Source organism: Phenylobacterium haematophilum (assembly GCF_014196295.1).
GTDB lineage: Bacteria > Pseudomonadota > Alphaproteobacteria > Caulobacterales > Caulobacteraceae > Phenylobacterium > Phenylobacterium haematophilum.
The window spans coordinates 66,037-87,519 of sequence record NZ_JACIDK010000006.1 but is presented as its reverse complement, the minus strand read 5'-3'; the positions used below and the strand labels follow the sequence as shown (position 1 = coordinate 87,519).

At 69.6% G+C, this 21,483-nt stretch carries 21 protein-coding genes and 1 pseudogene; 16 read left to right on the top strand and 6 right to left on the bottom strand.

Annotation, left to right across the window (positions count from 1 at the left end):
- Positions 1–7: 7 nt before the first annotated feature.
- Both GGQ61_RS17900 and GGQ61_RS17895 read left to right on the top strand, forming a co-directional pair.
- Positions 8–256, top strand: a complete 249-nt coding sequence (locus tag GGQ61_RS17900) for a DUF2274 domain-containing protein (RefSeq protein WP_183775849.1) — start codon at positions 8–10, stop codon at positions 254–256.
- Positions 257–1,374: 1,118 nt separating this feature from the next.
- Positions 1,375–2,802: a DnaA N-terminal domain-containing protein gene (locus GGQ61_RS17895; protein WP_183775847.1), complete on the top strand. Its 1,428-nt coding sequence runs from the start codon at positions 1,375–1,377 to the stop codon at positions 2,800–2,802.
- A 116-nt stretch (positions 2,803–2,918) separates the two neighbouring features.
- Here GGQ61_RS17895 and GGQ61_RS17890 read toward each other — a convergent pair whose 3' ends face one another.
- Both GGQ61_RS17890 and GGQ61_RS17885 read right to left on the bottom strand, forming a co-directional pair.
- The gene (locus GGQ61_RS17890) at positions 2,919–3,260 is read right to left on the bottom strand and encodes a hypothetical protein (RefSeq protein WP_183775845.1); all 342 of its coding nucleotides are present in this window, start codon (positions 3,258–3,260) and stop codon (positions 2,919–2,921) included.
- 424 nt (positions 3,261–3,684) lie between these two features.
- Positions 3,685–4,086: a MerR family transcriptional regulator gene (locus GGQ61_RS17885; protein WP_172274861.1), complete on the bottom strand. Its 402-nt coding sequence runs from the start codon at positions 4,084–4,086 to the stop codon at positions 3,685–3,687.
- Between the two features lie 141 nt (positions 4,087–4,227).
- On the opposite strand from GGQ61_RS17885, the gene merC reads away from it, so the two are divergent.
- The 7 genes from merC (at position 4,228) to GGQ61_RS17850 (ending at position 10,689) form a co-directional block, all read left to right on the top strand.
- Entirely contained in the window at positions 4,228–4,653 is a 426-nt protein-coding gene (gene merC / locus GGQ61_RS17880) for an organomercurial transporter MerC (protein ID WP_172274863.1), read from the top strand.
- 34 nt (positions 4,654–4,687) lie between these two features.
- On the top strand, positions 4,688–5,038 hold the full coding sequence (gene merT, locus GGQ61_RS17875; protein WP_183775843.1) for a mercuric ion transporter MerT: 351 nt from the start codon (positions 4,688–4,690) through the stop codon (positions 5,036–5,038).
- Positions 5,039–5,050: 12 nt separating this feature from the next.
- A complete protein-coding gene (merP, locus tag GGQ61_RS17870; protein ID WP_172274869.1) occupies positions 5,051–5,329 on the top strand; it encodes a mercury resistance system periplasmic binding protein MerP in 279 nt (92 codons plus the stop codon).
- 12 nt (positions 5,330–5,341) lie between these two features.
- The gene (gene merA, locus GGQ61_RS17865; protein ID WP_172274872.1) at positions 5,342–6,982 is read left to right on the top strand and encodes a mercury(II) reductase; all 1,641 of its coding nucleotides are present in this window, start codon (positions 5,342–5,344) and stop codon (positions 6,980–6,982) included.
- Positions 6,983–7,016: 34 nt separating this feature from the next.
- The gene (locus tag GGQ61_RS17860; RefSeq protein ID WP_172274875.1) at positions 7,017–7,796 is read left to right on the top strand and encodes an alkylmercury lyase family protein; all 780 of its coding nucleotides are present in this window, start codon (positions 7,017–7,019) and stop codon (positions 7,794–7,796) included.
- Complete coding sequence (locus GGQ61_RS17855; RefSeq protein ID WP_172274878.1) at positions 7,781–9,124, top strand: dihydrolipoyl dehydrogenase family protein; 1,344 nt, start codon at positions 7,781–7,783, stop codon at positions 9,122–9,124. The genes GGQ61_RS17860 and GGQ61_RS17855 overlap by 16 nt, the downstream gene beginning before the upstream one ends.
- 143 nt (positions 9,125–9,267) lie before the next feature.
- Entirely contained in the window at positions 9,268–10,689 is a 1,422-nt protein-coding gene (locus GGQ61_RS17850; RefSeq protein WP_172274881.1) for an IS1182 family transposase, read from the top strand.
- 121 nt (positions 10,690–10,810) lie between these two features.
- Here GGQ61_RS17850 and GGQ61_RS17845 read toward each other — a convergent pair whose 3' ends face one another.
- Entirely contained in the window at positions 10,811–11,137 is a 327-nt protein-coding gene (locus GGQ61_RS17845; protein WP_183775841.1) for a DUF736 domain-containing protein, read from the bottom strand.
- Positions 11,138–11,565: 428 nt separating this feature from the next.
- Between GGQ61_RS17845 and GGQ61_RS17840 the strand changes: the two genes are divergently transcribed.
- The 5 genes from GGQ61_RS17840 to GGQ61_RS22320 all read left to right on the top strand — a co-directional run bounded on the left by GGQ61_RS17840 (position 11,566) and on the right by GGQ61_RS22320 (position 15,397).
- Positions 11,566–11,793 (top strand): hypothetical protein, encoded by a 228-nt coding sequence (locus tag GGQ61_RS17840; RefSeq protein ID WP_183775839.1) that lies wholly within the window; start codon positions 11,566–11,568, stop codon positions 11,791–11,793.
- Positions 11,794–11,913: 120 nt separating this feature from the next.
- Positions 11,914–12,801 carry a toprim domain-containing protein gene (locus GGQ61_RS17835; RefSeq protein WP_183775837.1) on the top strand — a complete coding sequence of 296 codons (888 nt, stop codon included), beginning with the start codon at positions 11,914–11,916 and terminating at the stop codon, positions 12,799–12,801.
- Between the two features lie 104 nt (positions 12,802–12,905).
- Complete coding sequence (locus GGQ61_RS17830; RefSeq protein WP_183775835.1) at positions 12,906–14,921, top strand: ParB/RepB/Spo0J family partition protein; 2,016 nt, start codon at positions 12,906–12,908, stop codon at positions 14,919–14,921.
- 69 nt (positions 14,922–14,990) lie between these two features.
- Positions 14,991–15,263, top strand: coding sequence for a hypothetical protein (locus tag GGQ61_RS17825; RefSeq protein ID WP_246371051.1), 273 nt, complete (start codon positions 14,991–14,993; stop codon positions 15,261–15,263).
- Positions 15,242–15,397 (top strand): hypothetical protein, encoded by a 156-nt coding sequence (locus tag GGQ61_RS22320; protein ID WP_246371049.1) that lies wholly within the window; start codon positions 15,242–15,244, stop codon positions 15,395–15,397. The genes GGQ61_RS17825 and GGQ61_RS22320 overlap by 22 nt, the downstream gene beginning before the upstream one ends.
- A gap of 14 nt (positions 15,398–15,411) precedes the next feature.
- On the opposite strand, the gene GGQ61_RS17820 is transcribed toward GGQ61_RS22320, so the two are convergent.
- The 3 genes and pseudogenes from GGQ61_RS17820 to GGQ61_RS22750 all read right to left on the bottom strand — a co-directional run.
- A complete protein-coding gene (locus GGQ61_RS17820; RefSeq protein ID WP_183775833.1) occupies positions 15,412–15,639 on the bottom strand; it encodes a hypothetical protein in 228 nt (75 codons plus the stop codon).
- 105 nt (positions 15,640–15,744) lie between these two features.
- On the bottom strand, positions 15,745–16,089 hold the full coding sequence (locus GGQ61_RS17815; RefSeq protein WP_246371047.1) for a DUF7673 family protein: 345 nt from the start codon (positions 16,087–16,089) through the stop codon (positions 15,745–15,747).
- Positions 16,090–16,173: 84 nt separating this feature from the next.
- A pseudogene (locus GGQ61_RS22750) lies at positions 16,174–16,269 on the bottom strand (hypothetical protein); the annotation flags it as partial.
- 198 nt (positions 16,270–16,467) lie between these two features.
- Between GGQ61_RS22750 and GGQ61_RS17805 the strand changes: the two are divergent.
- Complete coding sequence (locus tag GGQ61_RS17805) at positions 16,468–20,724, top strand: bifunctional class I SAM-dependent methyltransferase/DEAD/DEAH box helicase (RefSeq protein WP_183775831.1); 4,257 nt, start codon at positions 16,468–16,470, stop codon at positions 20,722–20,724.
- A gap of 239 nt (positions 20,725–20,963) precedes the next feature.
- A complete protein-coding gene (locus GGQ61_RS17800) occupies positions 20,964–21,428 on the top strand; it encodes a hypothetical protein (protein WP_183775829.1) in 465 nt (154 codons plus the stop codon).
- Positions 21,429–21,483 lie beyond the last annotated feature (55 nt).

Sequence of the window (21,483 nt, the reverse complement as noted above, 5' to 3'; positions counted from 1 at the left end):
GAGCGACATGGCGCGTGAAGCCAAGACCAGCCTGGCCCTGCCGAAGATCGACACCGAGGAGAAGGTGGTCGATCTGCGGCTCAAGTTGAAGGGCAAGGCGGCCGTGGATCTTGCTGAATATCAGGCGGCGTACGCCGAAGAGAACGGCGCCATCGAACTCGACATCCTCGCCGCGCATATCCTGGCGACGTTCATCGAGGGCGATAAGGGCTTTCAGGCGTGGCGGCGCGCGCGCGGCGGAGAGCGCCGCTCTTAGCGGGCGGGACATCGCCTATCGCTGCGCCAGCTTGGCGGCCGCGGTCCGGCGAAACAATATCGGCATCGCTGCGGGGAACTCGCCGCGTAGCCGACGATGCCAATGTCGCGCAGGTGCATGTCGTCATTCGCCACGCCGACCAATCCAGCCAGGCCGGGGCGCCGCTAGCCAGCAGCTGGCGACGCGCCCACTGCACGAGGGCCGCGTCCGGTCAGAAGTCTGGCGGCCGACAGCGCCGCGACGCGGCGTCTGCGGCAACGCGATGAGCCAGGCAGCAGGACAAGATGCATACCGCAGGTCAGAACCGTGGCGGTCAGTCTCCACGTTGCGATCAGGCCTGAGGTCGGTCGGCCAGCGGGCGACCAAGCCCGCTGGCTATCACTAGGACCGACATCGCCGGGGTGAACAGCCGGCGCCGGGGCCGGATTGAGCAGGCGCCGGCCCGGGATCGCCCGGCGCTGACCGAGGGCGAGGCCTTGGGCCGCGGACAGACTCACCCCACGCTCCATCTCTGCCGAATCACGTGCCGAATCAGCGGGATGCGGCGAACGAGGACTCAAGCATGACCTAAAGTCGAGGCTCTAAAACGGCGAAAGCCCCCAGTTGGCGCTGGAGGCTCTCGGAAATTTCGATGTGTCGCTGGGCGCGGCGTTCGATGGGGAAAATCCTAGGCAGCGTTCCTGACGTCGTCAAGGCCCCAAACGGCGCAGTGCGGCCGGTTTCACGGCCGGGATTCAACCGTTTACGCGCCTCGTCTTCCGACCGGAGGACGACCTGTGAAACCAACCTGACCCGCTTTTCTGCCTGCTTGCTCACGCCTGAGGCTTCGGCCTGGACGCGACTTGCCGGACGCCGCCCTGCGGCCGATCGAGCTCGGCCGCATCATCCAATGAGGACCACACCTTGACCTAGCGACGAGATCCCAAAACGACGAAAGCCCCCAGTTGGCGCTGGAGGCTCTCGGAAAATTCGGACGGCCGTTGTGAGAGGCGGCTCAAGATCGGGTTGAATCTAGGCGGCGTTTTTCGCGTCGTCAAGGGCCCGAACAGGAGACCTATTGTCTTCTCGTCCGCAGACTTCCGCGTCGGGCCGGGCTCGTCCCATTGAAGGGACAACCATTGCAAACCGCTCATTCCGAGGAATGGCGGCCAGGCTTCGCTAAGCGCGCAGACAATTTCGAACAGGTCTGCGCCCAGGCCGAGGCCTGGCGCTGGCGCCCGGGCGAGAGCATCGCCCGTGTCGCCGCCGCCGTGCTGAAAGGCACCCCTGAGCTCAGCGCGCCGCAGCGCCTGACCCTACTGCTCTATGTCGAGCACCTGAACCAGGACCGCCTGGAACAGGACATCGCCTGCGTGTGGCCCTCGACCAGCCTGGTGGCTGACTATCTGGGCTGCAGCGAGAGCCAGGCCCGGGCCAACCGGCGCGCCCTGGAGGCCGCCGGCTTCATGGTGCGCGACTACACTCGCGCCAATCGGCCGGCCGGGCTCGAGGCCTATGACCTGCGCCCGCTGATGGCGCGTCTCGACGAGCTGGAGGCGGTGGACGCGGCGATCCGCGAGGCGGCGGCCGCCCGCAGGGCGATGTATTCGGAGGCGGTCGCCTTCCCGATGAAATATAGCGCCCGGGCGCCGGAATCCCGGCGCCTAGAACAGTCCCATAAGAACTCTAGTTCTCCTGTACAAGAGAAGGACGCGGCTGCGCCGCGACATGGTTCACTAAGTCAGCCCGCTACGCGGCCTGAGCTCGGACAGACCAGAACCAACTCGGGCAAACGCCAGCGCACCCGACAGGACAGCGCCATTGGCTCCTCGGAGGGAGCCAGCGGCTTTGGCGGCGCGAGTTCGGCGCCGTCGGCGTACGCGGAAATGGTGCGCCAGGAGCTGCGGAGCGCCGTCCAGGCCTGTCCGCGCCTAGCTCCGCTGGTACGCCCCGAGGTGCTCGCCAACCCAGCCGCGGCGACACCGGAAGACGCCGCCCGGATCGCCATGGCCGCCGGGGAGCTGCTTCCCGAGCCGGATCGCAACAACGAACAGACCGTCGCCTGGGGTTGGGCCCGGCATGGTATCCGCGTGGTGGTCATGCTGGCCATCGCGCTGGAGGACCCAGAGGTGCGCAGCGCCTGCTCCTATTTCGGCAAGCTGGCCACCCAGGAAAAGGGCGCGGCCGACCTGCGGCTGAACCTCGCGCGGATCCTGCGCCGCAAGGGCGACCTACCGCCGCTGGAGACGGCCCTGCAGCCCGCCGACTTCACCCAACCGCCCGTCGATGACGATCCGCCACCGCTGATGTTCGCGCCGGGGAGCGAGGACCCGCCATGGCCGGAGATCAGCGCCGAGCTGCGGCGGCTGATCAAGGAGGGCGCCTTTGGCAGCTGGTTCGGCCGGATCGGCTTCCACGGCATCGCCGACGGGGTGCTGACCCTCTCGACCCCGACCGGCATCGCCGCCGACAAGATCAAGCGGGACTACGTCGAGGCGGTAAAACTGGCCGCCGACCGGGTCGGCGTGTGGGTCGAGCGGGTGGTGGTGACGGTGCGCAAGCGATGACCGCGCCCGCATCCGCGACAGACCCGCCAGGATGGGCCAGCCTCAGGCTGCCGCGCGCAGCGCTGGCGGGGCGAAGGAAAGGGCGGGCCCGGTCCTGCGAGGATCCGGCTTCGCCCTCAAGTCGGGGCGGTGAGCTCCGTGACCAGGGTCACCGGGCCATAATAGCCGAAGTCCTCGCGGACGCAGGCGAGCGCCAGGTCCACGTCGCGGTAGGTCTTGGGCTTGTCGGACTTGAACATATTGACCCGGTGCTCGCCGGGTCGGCTGCTCAGGCGCACGAAGATCGTCCAGCAGCGGTCCTCCCCCTGCACCAAGCGGACATCCTTCAGGCCGCCGCCGTTCTGTAGATAGGCCGTGAGACTGCGCACGCGGATGGCGTGTTCGGGATTGTGGGCGGCGATCCACACCTCGTCGTCACGGCCTGCCGGCGCCGCCCGCTTGTCGTCCTTCTTCGGCAATGGATATAGCCCCGTTAAGCATCGCGAATCCCGTGAATCCGTATCAGGAAACGAGCCGGCGCGCCGTACAGATATGATTGCGCCGCCGGGGTTTTATTGCAGCGCCTGAAGTGGATGATCGCCAGAGTAGAATATTGGACAGCCCACACTTCCAGCGCGATCAAGTAAGAGTGGTGTTCGCCGAACCAAGAACAGACGCAGAGGGAAGACTAGAGCCTAATGCTCTCAAACGTGGCGTTAGGGCACGGTCTGACGTTTGGACTGGCACAGTAGCGGGGCGCCTGACGGTTGGGCAATTCACATTTGTGGGGGAGCGCCCTCCCCCTGCGCCGCAGCCCCGAGATGTCTGCGGCGACCCCCACCAGCGGGGAGGACCCCCAGGCTGTGCTAAAAGTCGCAGCCGCCACGATCATATCGCAGCCGCTCAGGCGGCGCGGAGCGCCTCGATCAGCGGACAGCCTGGATCCTGCCCCGCGTCGCAAGCCCGCACCGAGTCGGCCAGCACCCGCTCCATCCGCTTCAGGTCGGCGATGCGCGTGCGCACGTCTTTCAGATGCGATGCGGCGAGGTTGCGCACCTCGGCGCAGGACGCGTGCCCGCCGCCTGCAAGGCCCAGCAGGGCGCGCACCTCGTCCAGCGTGAAGCCCAGCTCGCGGGCCCGTCGCACGAAGCCGAGGCGGCCCACGTCGTCCGCGCCATAGCTCCGGTAGCGGCCCCGCCGGGGCGGGGCCGGCATCAGGCCGATCCGCTCGTAGTAGCGGATCGTTTCGATGTTGCAGCCCGTGCGCCGGGACAGTTCGCCAATCGGAATCGCGGTATCCGCCATGCTGTTCGCGCCTCTCAATTTTGGGCTTGAGTCTGTAGTCGCTACAGATCGTATGTAGTGATCCTCAGCCCCCACGGGCAAGCTGCAGTCCTGATTGTAGCGTCGCTCTGACGGTTCCACGAAGTCGCCGAGGCTATTGCGATGCCCATCCAGAATCCCCTCACCCGCGCGGCCGACAAGGCGGGCGTCATCGGCTCGATCGTCACCGCCATGGGCTGCGCGGCGTGCTTCCCGGCTCTTGCGAGCCTTGGCGCCGCGCTGGGCCTCGGGTTTCTGAGCCAGTACGAAGGCGTCTTTATTCGTTACCTCCTGCCGCTGTTCGCCGTGATCGCCCTCGTCGCCAACGTGGTCGGCGGACTTCGCCATCGCCGGTGGCCGCGAATGGCGCTGAGCGTCATCGGGCCGATCTTGGTGCTGGCGGCGGCTTTGCTCATGGCCACCCGCGGTTGGCCGACGGCGTGGCTCCTCTATCCCGGACTGACCTTGATGGTGGTCGTCGCGATCTGGGATCTCGCTGCACCGCCTCGCAATGCGCCCGCGCCACCCCGCGAAAGGGCTGTTTCCTAACGTGATGGCGGAGTTGATCGGAAGGAGAGTCGACTTGTCAGAACCCAAAAGCGGCCGCAGTGCGTTGGCGCTAGGAGGCGTAGCCGCCATTCTGGCATCGACCTGTTGCCTCGGCCCGCTCGTCTTGGTCGCCCTCGGGTTCAGCGGCGCCTGGATCGGCAACCTGACCGCGCTGGAACCGTATCGTCCGTTGTTCATCGGCGCAGCGCTGATCGCCATGGTCTTCGCCTACCGCCGAATCTTTCGCCCGGCCCGCGCCTGCGAGCCCGGCGAAGTCTGCGCCGTGCCCAAGGTCAGGACCACCTACAAGGTCATCTTCTGGGCGGTCGCAGCGCTCGTCCTTGTCGCGCTGGCGTTCCCCTACGTCCTGCCCCTGTTCTACTGAAAGGAAGTCCCCATGAAGACGCTCGTCTCCCTGATCGCCCTGATGGGCGCGCTCAGCTCGCCCGCGTGGGCCGCGACGAAGACGGTCACCCTGGCGGTGCCCGGCATGACCTGCGCGGCCTGCCCGATAACCGTCAAGACGGCGCTTGCCAAGGTCGACGGCGTCGAGAAAACCGAGGTCAGCTTCGAAAAGCGCGAGGCCGTCGTCTCCTACGATGACGCCAAGACCACGGTCGCCGCCCTGACCAAGGCGACGGCGGGCGCGGGCTACCCGTCCACCGTGAAGCGCTGAGGAGCCTGCCCCGTGACCGCCGCGATCGCCCTGCGCATTGACGGAATGACCTGCGACTCGTGCGCCACGCACGTGAGGGAGGCGTTGGAGCGCGTCCCAGGCGTGCGCTCGGCCGCCGTCTCCTATCTGAAGGCGCGCGCGGAGATCGCGGCCGATGCGGGGGTTAGCTCCGAGGCCCTTGCGGCCACGGTCGCGACGCTCGGCTATCGCGCCTCGGTCGCCGACGCGGGCGGCGCGCAACGCGGCGCCGGCGGCGTCCCGCTGCACATCGCCGTCATCGGCAGCGGCGGCGCGGCGATGGCGGCGGCGCTGAAAGCCGTCGAGCAGGGCGCGAAGGTCACCCTTGTCGAGCGCGGCGTCATTGGCGGAACCTGCGTCAACGTCGGCTGCGTGCCGTCCAAGATCATGATCCGCGCGGCGCATATCGCCCATCTACGTCGCGAAAGCCCGTTCGATGACGGGATCGGGGCCTGTACGCCAGCGATCCTGCGCGAGCAGCTGCTGGCCCAGCAGCAGGCGCGCGTCGATGAGCTGCGGCAGGCGAAATACGAGACCATCCTGGCCGACACCCCGTCCATCACGGTGCTGCGCGGCGAGGCCCGCTTCGCGGACGCCCACAGCCTGCTCGTGCGCCAGTCCGACGGGGTCGAGCAACATGTGACCTTCGAACGCTGCCTAATCGCCACCGGCGCCAGCCCGGCCGAGCCGCCCATTCTGGGGTTGTCGGATACGCCGTACTGGACCTCGACGGAGGCCCTTGAGAGCGAGACCCTCCCATCGCGCCTAGCGGTGATCGGCTCATCGGTCGTCGCTGTCGAACTGGCCCAGGCCTTCGCTCGGCTCGGCAGCAAGGTGACGATCCTGGCGCGCCATACCCTGTTCTTCCGTGAGGACCCGGCCATCGGCGAGGCGGTCACGGCCGCCTTCCGCGCCGAGGGCATCGAGGTGCTGGAGCACACCCAGGCGAGCAAGGTCGCCTACGCCGATGGCGAGTTCGTCCTCGCCACCGGCCAGGGCGAACTGCGCGTGGACAAGCTGCTCGTCGCGACGGGCCGGGCGCCCAACACCCGGACGCTTGTCCTGGAGGCGGCCGGCGTCGCCGTCAACGCGCAGGGCGGCGTCGTGATCGACACGGCCATGCGCAGCAGCACGCCGCACATCTACGCCGCCGGCGACTGCACAGACCAGCCTCAGTTCGTCTATGTCGCGGCGGCGGCCGGAACCCGGGCGGCGATCAACATGACCGGCGGTGAGGCCGCCTTGGACCTGGCCACGATGCCGGCGGTCGTGTTCAGCGATCCGCAGGTCGCCACGGTCGGGCTCAGCGAGGCGGAGGCCCACCGCGCCGGGATCGAGACCGACAGCCGGCTCCTGACCTTGGACAACGTCCCGCGCGCGCTCGCCAACTTTGACACCCGCGGCTTCATCAAGCTGGTCGCCGAAGCTGGTAGCGGCCGGCTCATTGGCGTCCAGGCGGTGACGCCGGAGGCGGGCGAGATCATCCAGACGGCCGCGCTCGCCATCCGGGCGCGCATGACCGTCGGCGAGCTGGGCGACCAGCTGTTCCCCTATCTGACCATGGTGGAAGGCCTGAAGCTCGCGGCCCAGACCTTCTCCAAGGATGTGAAACAGCTTTCCTGCTGCGCCGGTTGAAGGTTCAGTTTGGGTGGCGAGCGGAGCGCGCGTGATGACGACGCCCACCTCACACGCTGAAGCCACCGGATGGCCCGCCGTCGAGTTTCGAGGCGGCGTGATCATCCCAGACTGGGGAGCGGTCACGACACCACAGGCCCAAAACGCCCTGAGGGCCGTCGTCGAGGCCTTCATCGGCCCCAAGTGGGATGGGCTGGATGAGACCGAGAGCCGAATCCACGGCATCGTCCTGAGCGCCTACGCCATGAGCGGGCACGCTCCGGAGGCCGCGGACGTCGCCGCCGGGGCCGGACTCGCCATCGCTGAGACCGACAGCGTGCTGCGGCGTCTGGCCGGGCGCGACCTCCTCATTCTCAACGTTGCCGGCCGGATAGGCGGCGCCTATCCGTTCACCGATGGTCCGACTGAGCATCACGTCGAGACCGGCGGGCTCTCCGTGGGCGCCATGTGCGCCATCGACGCGCTCGGCGTCGGGGCGATGCTGGAGCGCGACATCACCGTCCGCTCGGCGTGCCGTCAGTGCGCCCGTGCGCTCGCCATCCACACACGGAGCCACGGCCGCCAACTGGATCAGGTCGAGCCTTCGGGGATCGTCGTCTGGTCCGGCCATCGCTACGCCGCCGGTTGCGCGGCGTCTTCGCTCTGCACCCTGCAGGCCTTCTTCTGCGATGACGCTCACCTGGAGACCTGGCGCACGAACAGCCTGGCCGCCGGTCAGGACGGGGTGCGCCTGAGCCTGTCCGAAGCGCTGGAGGTCGGCCGCGCGATCTTCGCGCCGATGCGGATGGAGTTGCGGCCATGGCCTACGACCTGATCGTCATCGGCAGCGGCACGGCGGCCCAGGTTGCCGTTGCGAAGGTCCGCGCCGCCGGCTGGTCCGTCGCCGTGATCGATCACCGGCCGTTCGGCGGCACGTGCGCGCTCCGCGGCTGCGATCCCAAGAAGATGCTGGTAAGCGGCGAGGAAGCGATCGACGCGGCCAGGCGCATGGCCGGGCATGGCGTCGAAGGCGCCCTAGCGATCGACTGGCCCGGCCTGATGGGGTTCAAGCGGACCTTCACCGATCCCATCCCCGCCAAACAAGAACATCGCTACGCCGAGTTGGGCGTCGACGCCGTCCACGGGCTCGCCCGCTTCGCCGCCCCAGACACGATCGAGGTGGACGGCCGGACCTTGCAGGCCCGCCACGTGCTGATCGCTACCGGGGCGCGGCCGATCCCGCTTGGCATCCCGGGCGAGGGACTGGTCGTCACGAGCGACACCTTCATGGAGCTTGAACGCCTCCCGCGCCGGATCGTGCTGATCGGCGGCGGCTACGTCGCCGCCGAATTCTCGCACCTGGCGGCGCGCGCCGGGGCCGAGGTCACCATCCTGCAACGGCCTGCGCGGCTGCTGCCGAATTTCGATCCCGACCTGGTCGGCTGGCTCATGCCGCGCTTCCATGAACTCCGCATCGCCGTCGAGACCGGCGCTACGGTCACCCGTGTCGAGCCGGTCCAGGGCGGCCTGCTAGTCCATGCCAGCCGTCCGGGCGCGCCGGACCTCGCTGTCCCGGCCGAACTGGTGGTGCACGCCGCAGGCCGCGGGCCCGACCTCGACGCATTGGACCTCGCGGCGGGCCAGGTCACCGTGCGCGACGGCCGCATGCAGCTAAACGACCATCTGCAAAGCGTCTCCAACCCGCGGGTCTATGCCGCTGGCGACGCGGCCGGCGTCGGGCCGCCCCTGACGCCGGTCTCCAGCCACGACGCCAGGGTGGTGGCCGCCAACCTGTTGGACGGCACGTCGCGCAAGCCGGACTATCGCGGGGTCCCGAGCGTTGCCTTCACCGTGCCGCCGATCGCCGCAGTCGGACTCTCGGAGGCGGAGGCCCGTCGCCGCGGGCTGGTGTTCCGCATCAACGCCGCCTCGACGCCGGACTGGTTCACCGCCCGCCGCTTGGCCGAGCGGGTCTACGGCCACAAGGTGCTGATCGAGGAGCACAGTGACCTGGTCCTCGGCGCGCATCTTGTGGGGCCGGGCGCCGACGAGGTGATCAACCTCTTCGGCCTGGCGATCCGCCACGGCCTGACCGCCGCCGACCTTCGCTCCACCATGTTCGCCTATCCGACCGGCGCATCGGACCTGGGTTACATGCTGTAGCGCTCGCCAATGCCTTAGACTGAAGGCCCTCGGCCGATGTAGGAAAATCTCAGTGTACGAACGCAAGACTGTGACTACGTCTGTCCGAGAGGCGCGAACACTACTAGAATCTACACCTGATTCAGGCCTGCCCTGAGGTGTTCGTGAGCTTTATCGAAGGAACAGAACGCGGTCAGGCCAGCCTGCTTCCGCCTTGCCTCGACGATTATGTCGCCCCGGACGCGCTCGTGCGCATCGTCGATGCGTTCGTCGCCAGTCTCGACCTGACTGAACTGGGTTTTGGCCGCACCGTCGCCGCGTCCACCGGCCGTCCTGGTTACCGCCCGGGCGACATGCTCAGGCTCTATATCTGGGGCTATCTCAACCAGCTCCGATCCTCGCGCCATCTGGAACGCGCATGCACTCGCGACCTTGAAGCGCTCTGGTTGCTCCGCCGATTGGCCCCAGACTACCGCACGATCGCCGCCTTCCGGCACGACAACCCGGAAGCCATCATCGCTTCGAGCGCCGCCTTTATTCAGTTCTGCAGGGAAGCCGGCCTGATCAGCGGCCGTCTCGTCGCGCTGGATGGGACCAAGATGCGCGCGGTCGCCAGCTCCAAGAATATCGCCGGCGCAGATCGGCTTGCGCGCGACCTGGCGCACACGGAAAAGGAGATCGGCTACTACCTGGACCGGCTCGACATCATGGACGAGGCGTCGGCCAAGGGCTTCGACGATCAGCCGAAGCACCGCCAGGCGTTTACGGATGCAATCGCCGCTCTGCGCCGCCGAAAGGATCGTCTTGTGCGCCGCCAGCAGGTTTTGGCGGATCGCGATGAGAAGGTGCTCGTTTTCGGCGAGCCTGACGCCAAGCCTATGGGCTACGGCCGCGCGCCCAAGTTCCCTGCGTACAACATGCAAAGCGTCGTCGATGTCGACAGCGGACTGATCATTCATCACGACGTCGCCAACGAGGCGAACGACAGCCAACTCCTTCACCCCATGTCGCTGGCGGCGATGGAGGTGTTGGAGATCGACCGGCTCAAAATCCTGGCCGATGGCGGCTACTCGAACGCCCAGGCTGTCGCCGAATGTGAGCGTGACAACATCGAGGTGGCTGCGCCGATCAAGCGTGGCGCGATGAGCTCCGACTTCTTCCGGCCGATCCAGTTTACCTACGATGAAGTGTCCGACACCATCCGATGTCCGGCCGGCGAGACCCTGAGGCCGTCGGGCAAGCACACGCGCAACCGCGCCATCCGATACCGAACGTCCACGTGCAAGGACTGTCGACTGAAATCCCGATGCACGCCCGGCGCCCAGAGGACGATCCATCGACTTTTCGATCAGGCGGCCCTCGATCGGATGGAGGCTAGGATCTACGCCGATCCGAGCTTGATGGTGACGCGCCGATGTACTGTTGAGCACCCGTTCGGCACGATTAAGCGAATGTCGGGCGGCGGCAGATTCCTCACACGAGGGCTCAGAGCGGTGAAAGCGGAGGCCGCGCTCTCGATCTTGGCTTTCAACATCCTCCACGCGGTGAACGCCTTCGGTGCGGAGCGTCTAACGCCAGCGGCCTGAGCCGCACGGCGCTTCGCTGCAGTCGCCGGTGCTCTGTGCCGCCGAGTTTTGGCACAGCCTGCCCCGCAACGCCCCCTAAGGGAAGGTGGCGCCGGCCGCGACAGGCCCGGCGCCACGACCGTCAGGACCGGGTCCAGATCAGGCTGAAGCGATCGCCGCCGGCGTCTTCGACCAGGGTCGCGAACAGCGGGGCGGCGAAGGCCGGATCGTCGAGCTTCACCGAGAGGTAGTCCCGCTGCTGGGCGCTGGTCTTGCTCCACGCGGCGCCGATTTCGGCGTCCGTCTCCTCCGGTCCCCGGCCCGTGCCGGTGGCGAAGATGCGGTAATCCGGCGCGTTGTCGCTGGCCTTGTCCGCTCTGCGGATATCTAGCTCCACGTCGAGGCTGAGGGTGCGGATCGCCCCGTGGAAGGTGTCACCGCGGCGGGTAAAGGTTCCGATGGTGGCCATGGTCTTGCTCCTGTCTGATCTCGACCGCGCCGATCGCGGTCTCGATGGCGCTCAGGAGGCCGGCGCGGAGCGGCGCCGCACCCGCCAGGGCGTCAGACGCCGGCGGCGGCTTTGTTGCCGCGCGAGGAGGCGCATCGCGCCGGGGAAGAAAGCCTTAGCCGCCGCGCGTTGCGGCGCCGGACGAGGCTGCAAGCCGTCGCCGGCCAGAACGCCAGACGAAGAGACCGCCTATCGGCCGGGCTTCAGCGGGGAGCAAACCATGTCCCCCACGCCGTCTCCGAGCGGAGCTTTCCAGGGGTGCGACAGGTGACTTTCTAACCGAAAAGGGCCATGCTCTATCCGGTGCTGCGGCACGCCTGACGATGGGTCGCCGCTCTCGGCCTGCCCGACGCCGGTCCTCGCTCGGACCGGACGCTCCAGGAGGCACGATGAACGGCCCGACGTCGACGACCCGCCGCGCCCGGTTCGGGCGCATCTGGCGACGCGCCCGCGAGCTGTTGCTGGCCGTGCCGATGCTGATGGTCGGCGTGACCGTCGCCGACATTCTGGCCGATCCCGAGCAGCCAGGCCCCCTGACCTGGTGGGCGCTGGGCGTGGCCGGGGCCGCCATCGTGCTCTACCTGGCCTTTCCGGGCGGGGGTGAGGATCGGACCTAGCCCAAGGTCGAGCCAAAGGTTGGGGAAGGGCGGCGGGGGGCGAACAGAGGAGCGTCGCGGACGCCAAGGAGCCGAGACCATGCCGAGATCTGCGCAACCCCTGCGGCCCGGGAGCCGGCCATGTCCTTGAGGGCGATCGTCGAGGTCCTGGGCGGCGACCTCTATGACGGCGGCCGGCGCGCCAATATCCCGGCGCCGGGCCACAGCCGCGCCGACCGTTCCGTCTCGCTGCTGTTGAAGGACGATCGGGTGATTGTCCACACCTTCGGCGACGGCGACTGGCAGGCCGTGCTCGACGACTTGCGCGCCAAGCGGCTGATCGACGCCGACAATGCGCCCCGCTCGGTGTCGTTCGGCGAGGGGGTCGACCAGGCGAGCGCGCATAAGCCGGACGTCCGCCGACTCGATGCCGCACGGCGTCTGTGGGAGGCCGGCCGGCCGGTCGCTGGCGCTCTGGCCGAGCGGCATTGCCGACTGCGCCAAATCGAACGCGCGCTGCCGGGGCCGCAGGTCCTGCGGCACGCCGGTGAGACCCCGGTCTCCGCCTACGCCGAGAGCCGCTATCGCCGCCCTGCCCTGCTGGTGGCGATCAGCGCCGCCGACGGATCCTTCAGCGCCGTGGAGGTCACTTATCTCGCCGCCAACGGTCAGCGGGCCCTCGACCTGCGGCTGCCGCGCAAGACCGTGGGCCCGGTCCCGCCCGGCAGCGCCGTGCGGCTGGACCCCGCCGCGCCGGAGATGCTGGTCGCCGAAGGGGTGTTCACCGCCCTGTCGGCGACCGAACGGTTCGCCCTGCCCGGTTGGGCCCTGCTTTCGACGCGGAACCTGAGGAGCTGGTCCGCGCCGGAGGGCGTGCGGCGCGTGCTGATCGCCGCGGACCGGGGCAAGGACGGCGAGGCGTCGGCCGAGATCCTGGCCGCGCGGCTGCGCCGCCAGGGCGTGGCGCCGACCATCGCCTTGCCGCCCGAGCCGCATGGAGACTGGAACGAGGCGGCGCGGCCCGCCTGAGGGGCCGGCGTCTGGCCCGACCCCGCCAAAGGCCGGAGGAAGGGCTGGGGTGGGCGCGCCCAGGGGCAGGATGACCCTCGCCCAGGCGCTGGAGCCTGATACCGATGACCGACCTCACCTCTGAAGTTCCCGAAACCGCCGCCGCGCCCGTCGCCATGGCCCGCGTCCAGGTCCGCCTGGGCGACCTGGGTCTGGCGAAGGAGAACCTTCGCTACGCCGAGCCCGCCGACGAGGGCGTGCCGCAGCTTGCCGACACCATCCTCGCCGCCGGGGTGGTGATCCCGCCGATCGTCCGCCCGGGTCGCAAGGGCGAAGAGCCGTTCATGGCGCTGGACGGCCGCCGCCGGCGGCTGGGCCTGCTACTGCTGCGCGACCGCGGCGACATCACCGACGACTACCAGGTCGAGTGCCTGCTGGCGGAGACCAAGGCCCAGCAGGCCGCAGCCATCGTCCTGCCCAACACCGAGCACGCCCCGGTCCACGTCGCCGACGTGATCGTGGCCATCGGCCGGCTGCGCAAGGCCAAGATGGACACCGCCGCCATCGCCAAGGCGCTGGGCTACGCCGAGCTGGAGATCAAGCGGCTCGAGGCTCTGGCCGCCGTTCACCCGTCGGTGCTGACCGCCTTGCGCAAGGGCAAGCTGACCCTGAAGCAGGTGCGCCTGTTCGCGCGCCTGCCCGACAAGAAGCAGCAGGCCGAGATCGCCCAGACCGCGCTGGACGGCTACTTCCAGGACTATCAGATCCGCGCCGTCGTCGAGCGCGGCCGCGCCACGGCCGACGATCCGCGGTTCACCCTAGTCGGGATGGACCGCTACCTCGCCGCCGGCGGCCGGGTGACCTCGGACCTGTTCGGCGAGCTGCCGGACGCCGTGCTCGATCCGGAGATCCTCCAGGCGGCGTGGCGCGAGCGCGTCCAGCCGATGATCGATCATCTGAAGGTCGAGGGCCTGGCGGTCTATCTCGGCGAGGACGGCGCCTTCGGCGCGCCGGACGGCTTCTCCCGCCTGCCCTACGTCTACCGGCCCGACCTGACCGAGGCCCAGGTCAAGGCGCTGGACGACGCCCGCTACCGGGTCACCCAGCTCTCCTCGGCGCTGCAGGATGTCGACCCGCAGGGCGAGGAGACGACGGCGGTGTTCGGGCCGCTGGTCTCGGCCATGGCGGCCGTCGCCGGCGCCCCGCTCAGCCGCGACAAGATCGGCGCGGTGATGCTGTCGCCGGCCGACTCCGACTACGGGTTCTCGGCCACCTTCTACGCGGTTCCCCTGCCGGCCGATGAGCTGCCGGAGGAGATCGAGGGCGAGGCCGACGAGGACGACGACGAAGACGGCGTCGAGGTCGGTGGCCGCTACGGCCGCAGCTCGGCCGACGTCGAGGTCCCCAAGGCCGATGTCGAGGTGGAGGGTTCCAGCCACGTCTTCCACGAGACCCGCACCGACGTCGCCACGCGCGGCCTGATCCGCGACCTGGCCGACGATCCGGGCGCGGCGCTGACGGTGCTGGTGGCGCAGCTGTTCAAGCAGCTGGCGCTGCACTCGGCCGGCAGCCTCGACACCGCCGCCCTGCAGATCTCGGGTGTGCGCTACAGCCGGGGATCGACCGCCCCCATCCCCGCCCTCGACGGGGAGGTCCGCGACCGGCTCGACGCGCGGCGGGCGGCCTACAAGGCGTCGGGTCTGCGCCCGATCACCTGGGTGGAGACCCTGGCTCACGGGGACAAGATGGCGCTGCTGGCCGAGCTGACGGCCGTCTCGCTGAACCTGCGCGAGGGGCGCACTTCGCTGATCCGCCACGCCGCGCGCGCCGAGGCGGCCGAGATCGCCGCGCTCTGCGGGGCCGACATCTCGGCCCACTGGACCCCGGACGCCGCATATCTGGCGGTCCACTCCAAGAAGCAGCTGCTGGCGCTGCTCGAGGAGATGGGCGTCGAGGACGACCGGGCCAAGACCTTGAAGAAGGACGACCTGGTGGCCTTCGTCGCCGAATGCGCCGCCGAACGGCAATGGGCGCCCTCGGCCCTGGCCTGGGATCGGAGCGTCGAGGTCGAGGCGGATGACGACGCCGGCGAAACCGCCGCCCCCGGCCCGGACGAGGCGGCGGTCCAGATCGCCGCCTGACCACCCTTCCTGCTCACCTAAGCGATAGCCCGGCCGACGGCCGGGCTATCGCCCTTTCGGGAGGCCGACATGGCCGACTATTTCACGCACTTCTCGTGCCTGCTCGAGGTCGGGGCCGGCAATATCGAACCGGCGCTCGCGCTTTATGCGCGCATGGCGCAGGACCTGGAGGCCGACGACGGGCTGTCGATCGGCTTCGTCGCCCAGGCGGCGACCGGGTCCTCGTCAGCCCTGTGGCTGCGCGACGAAGACTGCGGCGAGCCAGAGCACGTCATCGCCTTCGCGCTGCTCTGCGCCGAGACCTTCGACCTCAAGGGGCGGTGGGGCTTCTGCTGGGCCTGACCTGTTCCCGGCCCCGCCTCGACGCCTTCGGCGGCGGCGCCCAGCTGCTCGACCTGGGTGCGCGCAAGAGCCTGACCTGGATCGACTGCTCGGACTGGCTGGCCCGTCAGCTTCCAGCCCCGCCCGTCGCGTAGCCGCTCGCCGGCGGCTAGTGCGCCGGCCGGGGGCTCATCTGCGCCAATATCGCCGCCCAGTGTTCCAGGATGTCGCCTTGCCCGACGTCGACCTCCGCCGTGACCTGGGCGAGGTTGGCGAGGTGCCGGCCGAACTCGCCCTTGGGGAGGATCGCGCGGCCCTCCAGCAGCAGGCCGATAAGCGAGATCGCCAGCCCCGTCGCCTGGGCCAGGTCGCTGGTCTCCGTCTCCATCTCCATCATGGGGACCTCCTCACGCGGGGCCCGCCGCCCCTGGGCGCGCCGTCCACGGACACCGGCGGCGGCGGCATATTGGCGCCATCAGGTTCGTGACGACGATGCGTAACCTTACGCCCTCGCCTCGCATGTCGGCCGCCGGTCAGGCGTCCTTGGCGAGGCCTCCGGTCGCCAGCGGCGGACCAGGTCCTCGAACTCGGTCCGGAAGCTGTAGGCGCTGGGATAGACCTTATTGCGGGCGATGAACCCGAACAGCGTCACCAAGTCCTCGCGCAGGCTCTCGTCCAGGCCCCAGGCGTCGGTCAGGTCGAATCCGCCGAGATCGGGCGCATTCCACCAGGCCAGCAGGAAGTTGCCGACGTAGCGGGCCTGATGGGTGTCGGCGCGCGCCACCTCAAGCAGCCGCTCCAGGGCGGCGAAGGTCGCCGCCGGCATCATCGGAACGAGATCACCCATGGGTCGCCCCGCTCCGGCCATCTGGGGTCGAGGCCCCGACGCCGCGGCCGTGGCCTCGGTTCCGCCGCTCGGACGCCGACCCGGTCATCGGGACTCCACGGTCTTGCGATGACGCTCGGCTGCCGTCTTCAGGTTCGACGTGGGCGCCGCCGGCCGGTCCAGGGCGCCGAAAAAGGCCGCCTGATCGGCGGCGGTCTATCCGGGGAACCCGACATGGCGTTGCTCCTGCGCGTCCCAGGTACGACCTCGGGACCGGCACGGCAAGCGGGCGTCCTGATCGTGCGGGGGGTCGGCCGAAGGAGAAGGAGGGGCCGGACGGGCGAGCCCGTCGGGTCTGGAGGGAGGAGCCCTCCGCGGCGGGCGATCTGGACCCTGCCTATGAACGCCCTGCTCCCCCTGCTCGCCGCCGACGGCGACGCCGCCGACCAGAAGGCCGCCAATCTCCTGGCCGCCGCCCGGGCTCTGACCCCGCACCTCAACCGATCGCGGCCGCTGGACCGCAAGCTGGTCTCGGGCGTGATGACCACGACCTTCGGCGCCTCCGACGCCGAAGGCGCCTGGCTGTGGCGCGACGCCTACGACGCCATCGAGGCCGCGCTCGTCCTGCAGCTGCGCCGCCTCGCCCCGCAGATCGGCCGACTCGAGGACGCCCCGGCCGACATCGTCGCCCTGCTGGCCAATCTCTCGGCGCTGAGCCTGACCCACACCCGACGCTCCGAGGAGCAGGTGGCGATGGACCAGTTCTCCACCCCGCCCGAACTCGGCGCCCTGTCGGTGCTCGCCGCCCAGGTGCGCCCGGGCGACCAGGTGCTCGAGCCTTCGGCCGGCACGGGTCTGCTCGCCATCCTGGCCGAGGCCTGCGGCGGCGCCCTGACGCTCAACGAGCGCGCCACGGGCCGCGCAGGGCTGCTGGAGGGCCTCTTCCAGTTCGCCACGCGCGGCCAGCACGACGCCGTCCACCTCTGCGATGTGCTGCCGACGTCCGGCTCGTTCCACGTCGCCCTGGTCAACCCGCCCTTTCAGCATCTGCAGGCCCACCTGGAGGCGGCGCTCGCGTGCCTGGCCGATGGCGGCCGTCTCGCCGCGATCGTCCCGACGCGGGTGTTCGAGGACCCGGCCATCATGCGCGCCCTGGCGTCGCGCGGGCGCATCGTCCTGCGGCTCGCCTTTCCCGCGCGGGCTTATGCCAAGCACGGGACCTCGGTCGAGACCGGACTGCTGGTCATCGATCGCGCCGGTCCGGACGGGACGATCCCGCCGGTGGCCGCATCGGAGACCTTGGCCGACGCCGCCAAGGCGGCCGCGGCTGTCGCCGCTCGCCCGACCGCACAGGCGCGTCAGTTCCGGGCGGTGAACTCCGTGGCGATCCTCGCGCCCCGGGCCCGGGCGCTGGCGACGCCGGCCGGCCGCCTCGCCTTCCTCGCAGACACCGCGTCGGTCGCCTACGAGACCTGCGCCTGGTCGGGCGAAGGCCACGACGTCGGCCTCTATCAGGCCTACCAGCTCGGGCGCGTCCGCTTCGCCCAGAGCACGCCCCACCCCTCCCCGCTCGTGGAATCCGGGCCGATGGCCTCGGTGGCCCCGCCGGCGCCGACCTATCACCCGGTGCTGCCGGCGAAGATCGCCGGCGAGCTGGTCTCCGACGCGCAGCTGGAGACGGTGATCTACGCCGGCGAGGCGCACGCCCAGGTCCTGCCGGGATCCTGGATCCTCGGCGAGGCGCCGCATCAGGTCATCCTCGTCAAGGACGACCATCCGGGCGCCGTGCGCTTCCGCAAGGGCTTCTTCCTGGGGGACGGCACCGGCTGCGGCAAGGGCCGTGAGATCGCCGGCGTTATCGCCGACAACCTCGCCCAGGGCCGTCAGCGCGCCGTGTGGCTGTCGAAGAACGATGCGCTGCTGGAAGACGCGCGGCGCGACTGGACCGCCATCGGCGGGGCGGTCTCGGACATCACCCCGCAAGGCGCCTGGAAGCAGGCGGACGCCATCCGCATGGACAAGGGCGTGCTCTACACGACCTACGCCACCCTACGGCAGCCGGCGCGGGGCGACCGACCCTCGCGCCTCGACCAGGTCGTCAACTGGCTGGGCGCCGACTTCGACGGGGTGATCGTCTTCGACGAGGCCCACGCCATGGCCAACGCCGCCGGGGGCGGCAAGAGCGCGCGCGGCCCGAAGAAGGCCTCGCAGCAGGGCATGGCGGGCCTCGCCCTTCAGAACCGCCTGCCGAACGCCCGCATCCTCTACGTCTCGGCCACCGGTGCGACCACGCCGGAGAACCTCGCCTATGCGGCCCGGCTTGGCCTCTGGGGCGGGCCGGAAGCGCCCTTCCCGACGCGCGAGGCCTTCATGGACGCCGTGGAGACCGGCGGCGTGGCGGTGATGGAGCTGATCGCGCGGGAGCTGAAAGCCATGGGTCTCTACATCGCCCGCTCGCTGTCGTTCGAAGGCGTCGAGTACGAACCCCTGCGTCATCCGCTCACGGAGGACGACATCGCCATCTGGGACGCCTGGGCCGACGCCTACCAGCTGATCCACGCCAACCTGCGCGCCGCCCTGGAGGCCGTCGGCGTCACCGAGGACGGCAAGCCCAAATCCGGCCAGGCCGCCTCGGCGGTCCTGTCGGCGTTCGAGGGGGCGAAACTGCGCTTCTTCGGCCACCTGCTGTCGGGGCTGAAGGCCCCCTCCCTCGTGGCCTCGATCCGGGAAGACCTGGCCGTCGGCCGATCGGCCGTGGTGCAGGTCGTTTCGACCAATGAGGCCGTGATGGAACGCCGCCTGGCGGAGATCCCGCCGGAGGAATGGAACAACCTCGCCGTCGATCTGACGCCGAAGGACCAGGTGCTCGACTATCTGATGGGCGCCTTCCCGGTGATGGCGATGGACGCGATCGAGGACGAGGACGGCGCCGTCACCATGGTCCCGGTGACCGACGAGGACGGGCGTCTGGTCGTCAGCCAGGAGGCCCTGCGGCTGCGCGACGAGCTGGTCACCCACCTCGCCTGCCTGCCGGCCGTCCACGGTGTGTTGGACGCGGTGATCGAGGCGCTGGGGACCGAGCAGGTCGCCGAGATCACCGGCCGCTCGCGCCGGGTGGTCACCCGCGACGGCCGCCGCGTTGTGGAGCGGCGCAGCGCCTCCGCGGCCAAGGCCGAGACCGACGCCTTCATGTCCGGCAAAAAGCGGGTGCTGGTGTTCTCCAACGCTGGCGGCACGGGCCGCAGCTACCATGCGGACTTGGCCGCCCAGAACCAGGAGCGCCGGGTCCACTACCTCGTGGAGCCCGGCTGGCGGGCGGACACCGCGATCCAGGGGCTCGGTCGCTCACACCGCACCAACCAGGCCTGCGCGCCGCTGTTCCGGCCGGTGACGACCGATATCCACGGGGAGAAGCGGTTCACCTCGACCATCGCCCGCCGGCTCGACAGCCTGGGCGCGCTCACCCGGGGCGAGCGGCGCACCGCCGGCAACGGCCTCTTCCGCGCCGAGGACAATCTGGAAAGCCCCTGGGCGCACCGCGCTCTGCAGGCCTTCTACATCGCCCTCCATTTCGGCAACGTCGAGGCGATGGACCGGGAGACTTTCGAGGCGAAGACCGGCCTGCGGCTGGTCGACGGCGACGGGGACTTGAAGACGTCCGACGACATGCCGCCGATGAACACCTTCCTCAATCGCCTCCTGGCGCTGCGGATCGAAGACCAGAACGCCCTGTTCGCCGCCTTCGACGAAATCCTCACCTCGATCCTGGAGCGGGCGGCCCAGTCCGCCGCCCTGGACCGGGGGATGGAGGACATCGTCGCCGACGACGTGGCGATCCTGGATGAGGAGGTGGTGCGCAAGGACGCGGTGACCGGGGCGGAGACCAAGCTCCTGCGCTTCCAGGTCCGCACCGCGCGCGAGCTCACGGCCGCGGACACCGCCCTTGCAGGCCTGGATCCGGACGGCGTGATCTTCGCAGTGAACTCCAAGTCTGGACGCGCAGCCCTCGTCGTCCAGGGGCTCACCACGACCAATGACGATGACCGTCTGATCCCGGCGGTGCGCCTGATCCGGCCGGAGAAGCGCACGATCGCCTCGCTGAAGGGCTTCGAGGAGTCGGCCTGGGAGGCGACCGACGAAGCGAGCTGGCGCGCCGCTTGGGATCGGGAAGTCGCCGAGGCCGACCCCTGGATCACCCGCGACCTGGTGCTGGTATCGGGCCTCCTGCTGCCGATCTGGACACACCTCCCTGACAAGGGAACCTCGGTGCGGCGGTTGAAGGCGCCGGACGGCCGCCGCTGGCTCGGCCGTCTGCTCGACCCCGGCCAGGTCCCGGCGCTGAAGGTCGCACTGGGTCTGTCCGACGTCGCCAGCGCCTACGGCGATCCCGATCAAGTGTCCGTTCTGGTCCGGCAGGACGGCGCGGCCATCGCCCTGGCCGGCGGCCTCTGGCTGCGTCGGGCCAAGGTGATGGACCGCTACCGGATGGAGGTGGTGGGCGCGGCTTCGCAGCGCTCGTCGTTCACTGCGCTCGGCTGCTTCGTCGAGATCATCGCCTATACGCCGCGGGTGTTCGTGCCGGTGGACAAGCCGGAGGTCCTGGCCGCCGTGCTGGCCAAATGGCCGCCGCAATCGGTGCTGCCGAAGGCGGCCTGACGCCGGCCCTTGGTCTCTAGGTTCCGCGTCACCTTCCGAGCCGCTGGCCGTTCGGCCAGCGACTCGCCGTGTGCTGGCTCTCCGCGAGGGTCGCGGGCGCGCGAGGGCGGCGCTGACCGCGGGCCGGTGCGCCTCTGCGAACCACTGTGGGTCTGCCGGCCAGGGTGGCGGGTTGCTGCGGCGGTGTAGGGAGGTGGGGAAAGGGGAGTGTTGGGCGTCCCTTGGAAAGGAGAAGGCCAATGGCAGACCGTGTCGACGCCACCATCACCATCGGCGGCCCTGTGCCCGCCGACCGCCTGGAAGAGCTGCTCGATGTCATCGAGAGCGAGCGGCTCGGCCGCGATTGGGAAGAACGCTTCCAGAGCCGCGACGAGCTTCTGGCCTATCTGCAGGACGGCGCCGAAGGCGTCACCTTCTACGGCCGCGAGGTTTCCGGCGGGGAGTTCGACGAGCTGGCGGCCTACTGCGTCGAGGTCGGGCTCACCTATGTGCTGACCTACGACGGCTACGGCTGCGAATGGGGTCCGGCCCGCCGCGTCCGCAGACCCGGCGACGCCGGCGACGGCGTGACCTGCTCGCTCAACGCCGACGACATTCGTTTCGTAGGCCTCGCGGACGTCGACGCCATCCTCGAGCACCTGCGCCTGTTCGCCGACCCGCATGTGCCGCCCGTCGAGATCGAGGACTCTGGCAGGCCGGCGTGAGGCTTGGCGTCGCCCGCTGGTAGGAAGAGGCCCCACCCGGTCGCCCGGGTGGGGC

Bases quoted from the DNA above. Each gene is read 5' to 3' on its own strand.
- GGQ61_RS17900 (WP_183775849.1), top strand. From the start codon at position 8: ATGGCGCGTGAAGCCAAGACCAGCCTGGCCCTGCCGAAGATCGACACC.
- GGQ61_RS17885 (WP_172274861.1), bottom strand. From the start codon at position 4,086: ATGGCGGATACCGCGATTCCGATTGGCGAACTGTCCCGGCGCACGGGC.
- merC (WP_172274863.1), top strand. From the start codon at position 4,228: ATGCCCATCCAGAATCCCCTCACCCGCGCGGCCGACAAGGCGGGCGTC.
- merP (WP_172274869.1), top strand. From the start codon at position 5,051: ATGAAGACGCTCGTCTCCCTGATCGCCCTGATGGGCGCGCTCAGCTCG.
- GGQ61_RS17860 (WP_172274875.1), top strand. From the start codon at position 7,017: ATGACGACGCCCACCTCACACGCTGAAGCCACCGGATGGCCCGCCGTC.
- GGQ61_RS17855 (WP_172274878.1), top strand. From the start codon at position 7,781: ATGGCCTACGACCTGATCGTCATCGGCAGCGGCACGGCGGCCCAGGTT.
- GGQ61_RS17845 (WP_183775841.1), bottom strand. From the start codon at position 11,137: ATGGCCACCATCGGAACCTTTACCCGCCGCGGTGACACCTTCCACGGG.
- GGQ61_RS17840 (WP_183775839.1), top strand. From the start codon at position 11,566: ATGAACGGCCCGACGTCGACGACCCGCCGCGCCCGGTTCGGGCGCATC.
- GGQ61_RS17835 (WP_183775837.1), top strand. From the start codon at position 11,914: ATGTCCTTGAGGGCGATCGTCGAGGTCCTGGGCGGCGACCTCTATGAC.
- GGQ61_RS17830 (WP_183775835.1), top strand. From the start codon at position 12,906: ATGACCGACCTCACCTCTGAAGTTCCCGAAACCGCCGCCGCGCCCGTC.
- GGQ61_RS17825 (WP_246371051.1), top strand. From the start codon at position 14,991: ATGGCCGACTATTTCACGCACTTCTCGTGCCTGCTCGAGGTCGGGGCC.
- GGQ61_RS17820 (WP_183775833.1), bottom strand. From the start codon at position 15,639: ATGATGGAGATGGAGACGGAGACCAGCGACCTGGCCCAGGCGACGGGG.
- GGQ61_RS17815 (WP_246371047.1), bottom strand. From the start codon at position 16,089: ATGGGTGATCTCGTTCCGATGATGCCGGCGGCGACCTTCGCCGCCCTG.
- GGQ61_RS17805 (WP_183775831.1), top strand. From the start codon at position 16,468: ATGAACGCCCTGCTCCCCCTGCTCGCCGCCGACGGCGACGCCGCCGAC.
- GGQ61_RS17800 (WP_183775829.1), top strand. From the start codon at position 20,964: ATGGCAGACCGTGTCGACGCCACCATCACCATCGGCGGCCCTGTGCCC.